Source organism: Streptomyces niveiscabiei (assembly GCF_001419795.1).
Taxonomy (GTDB): domain Bacteria; phylum Actinomycetota; class Actinomycetes; order Streptomycetales; family Streptomycetaceae; genus Streptomyces; species Streptomyces niveiscabiei.
The window spans coordinates 1-2934 of sequence record NZ_LIRL01000582.1; the positions used below are offsets into that span (position 1 = coordinate 1).

Below are 2934 nucleotides of genomic sequence, written 5' to 3' on the forward strand. Positions count from 1 at the left end.
GCGTTGGGGGGAGGCCGGGGAGGTGCATCGTGCTGTTGCCGGTGAGAGGGCGCGGGTGTTGGGGGAGGAGCATCCCGATACGCTCGCGAGCCGGTATGAGGTCGCGTTCGTGTTGAGTCGTACCGGCCGGGCGCTGGACGCGTTGCGGGAGTACCAGCAGGTGGCGGCGGCCCGTGCGAGGAGTCTTGGGGACGACCATGCCGACACGCTCGCCGCGCGGCAGGAGACGGCGTATGTGCTGGGGCAGTTGGGGCGGCATCTGGAGGCGCACCAGGTGTATACGACCGTATTGGCGGGCCGCACGCGTGCGATGGGCGCCGATCACCCGGACACCCTGCGCTGCCGCCACAACCTCGCGTTCAACCTGGCCAGGCTGGGCCGGCTGACGGAGTCGTACCGGATGGCGCGCGAGGTCGCGGCGGCGAGGGCGCGGGTGTTGGGCGAGGAGCACCCGGACACGTTGGCGACGCGGCACGAAGTGGCGTACACGCTGGGCCAGTTGGCGCGCTGGCCGGAGGCGCTGGGCGCGTTCCGGGAGGTCGCGCAGGCCCGTGCGCGGGTCCTCGGACCCGACCACCCGGACACCCTCGCCGCCCGCCACGAGACCGGCATCGCCCTGGGCCGGCTCGGGCGCGGCGCGGAAGCCCTGGCGCTGTACCGGGAGTTGACGCGGGACCGGACCCGCGTCCACGGCCCCGCGCACCCCGAGACGCTCCGCGCCCGGCACGGCCTCGGCGTCAACCTGGGCCGCCTCGGCCGCTGGGAGGAGGCGCTGGCCGAGTCCCGCGACGTGCACGCGATCCGCGCCCGCGTCCTGGGCGAGGACCACGAGGACACCTTGGTCAGCCGCCGTGAGGTCGCCGTCGCGCTGGGCTGGCTGGGCCGCTGGCAGGACGCGCTGGCCCACTACCGGGAGATCGCCACGACCCGCGAACACCTCCTGGGCCCGGACCACCCGGACACGCTGACGGCCCGGGACGACGAGGCGCAGTGCCTGCGCTGCCTCGACGGCGGCCGGCTGCGGGAGCCGCGGGTGCCGCACCGGCGCGGGGCCTGAGCCACCGGGACGTGCCGAGCCCCTCCGGGGCGCGCTCCCGGAGGGACTCGGCGGATCAGCGGATCACCCGGCGGACTACCAGGTGAACGCGCTCGACTGCGCGCTCGTCGCCGTGCAGTACGAGGTGAACGTGCCGCCCGCGTTGGTCACGACGAACTTGAGCGACCAGTTGGAGGCGCTCGGCGTACCCGCGAGGACCGCCGAGTCGGTGACGTCCCCGGCGGCCAGGGAGCCCGAGGACAGCGGGAGGGGGCCGAAGGACAGCGGGGCGCCCGTGGTCGCCGCCGGGTGGACGGCGCCGGAGAACTGCACCTCGGCACCGGACGCCTTCTTCAGCTTCAGCGTCGTCGTCACGGAGTTCGCCGCGTACGGGAACTGCGCGACGATGTCCGTGGAGTCGAGCTTCACGGACTTGACGCCGCCGGAGTCGGCCGCGGTGAGCTTGATCGTGCCGCTGCCCGCCGCGTCACAGTTGTACGAGGCGGTCGCGGACGCCGGGGCGACGGCGACGGCCGAGCCGGCCAGCGCCAGGGACGCCGCGAGGGCGGTGGCGGCGGAAGCGGTCAGGGTGAATCGGCGCGTCGACAAGCGGTTCATGTGGGGTGCTCCTTCTTGGCAGGTGCCGTATTCCTGAGAACGGGGCTGTGTGCGAGAGCCGGGCCCGGCGTCACGTACCGAGTACAACCCATGATTCTTTTCCGGCGATTGGCGATCACTTGGCACCGGACCGTCGGTGACGGCGCGTCGCGGAGTGTGAGGAGAGCGGAACGGCCTTGTCAAGATGCGTATCCGCCTTGTCAAGATCAAGCCATCTCCACAGAATGGCCATGCTGTGTCTTCGCGGGGGGCGGGACATTCACAGTCCTGGAAGGAGGCGGCATGACGGTCTGTCTGTCGTTTCAGGTGCTGGGCCCGCTCAAGGTGCGCGTGGACGGCCGGCCGCTGCTGCTGCGCAGCGCACGACAGCGCACCGTGCTCGCCGTGCTCCTGCTCACCCCCGGCCGCGCGGTCTCCGTGGACGCGCTCGCCGACGCCGTCTGGCACGGCCGACCGCCCGTCACCGCCCGCAACCAGATCGCCATCTGCGTCTCCGCGCTGCGCAAGACGTTCCGCGACGAGGCGGGCGTCGACGGCCTGATCGAGACCCAGCTCCCCGGCTACGTCCTGCACCGCGAGGGCCACTACGTCGACGTGGCCGACCTGTACGAGTCGGCCGCCGCGGCCCGCGCCGCCGCCGAGGCCGGGAAAGTGGACGAGGCCGCCGCCCGCTTCGAGGACGCCCTCGCGCTGTGGTCGGGGCCCGTGCTCGACGGGATGGACGACAGCGTGCTGAGCGGCGTCGTCGACCGGATCACCGAACTGCGCACCAACCTGACGGAGGAGTACGCCGCCGTCCAGCTCCGGCGGGGCCGCTACCGGTCGGTGGTGGAGTCCCTCGGCCCGCTCGTCGCCGAACACCCCCTGCGGGAGGACGCCCGTGCCGTCCTCATGCGCGCCTACCACCTCTCCGGCCGCCGCTCCGAGGCCCTCGACTGCTACCGCGAGGGCCGCCGCATCCTGGTCGCGGAACTCGGCGTCGAACCGGGCGCGGAACTGCGGGAGTTGCACCGTACGGTCCTGGAGGGCGACGCCCGCACCCAGCCGCACACCCCCTCCGTGCCGGCCCAGCGCCGCCCCGACACCGCGCGCCCGCACGACGAGCCCGGCCCACCGGGCACACCGGCCGGCATCCCCTTACAGCACGGCCCCACCGCCACCGAACCCGCGCGCTCCCACCGGGAGACCGACCTCCGCACCACCCCCGAACCCGCCCCCACGCACGAGGAACCCGCCCTCTGGTACGGGCTCGCGAACCGCGAACCCAGCCGCCCCCGGGA

3 protein-coding genes are annotated in these 2934 nt (G+C 73.4%); 2 read left to right on the plus strand and 1 reads right to left on the minus strand.

All coding sequences use genetic code 11. From position 1 onward, the window contains the following. A partial coding sequence (locus AOK24_RS26985) for a tetratricopeptide repeat protein (RefSeq protein ID WP_159051995.1) occupies positions 1–1057 on the plus strand: 1057 nt, incomplete at its 5' end. Positions 1058–1132: 75 nt separating this feature from the next. Here AOK24_RS26985 and AOK24_RS26990 read toward each other — a convergent pair. Next, on the minus strand, positions 1133–1654 hold the full coding sequence (locus AOK24_RS26990) for a hypothetical protein (protein ID WP_055722662.1): 522 nt from the start codon (positions 1652–1654) through the stop codon (positions 1133–1135). Between the two features lie 282 nt (positions 1655–1936). Here AOK24_RS26990 and AOK24_RS26995 point away from each other — a divergent pair. Then, the coding region (locus AOK24_RS26995; protein WP_206191271.1) for an AfsR/SARP family transcriptional regulator at positions 1937–2934 on the plus strand (998 nt) is incomplete at its 3' end.

What these genes read in the sequence shown, in the direction of transcription:
- AOK24_RS26990 (WP_055722662.1), bottom strand. Translation starts at nt 1,654, where the DNA reads ATGAACCGCTTGTCGACGCGCCGATTCACCCTGACCGCTTCCGCCGCC.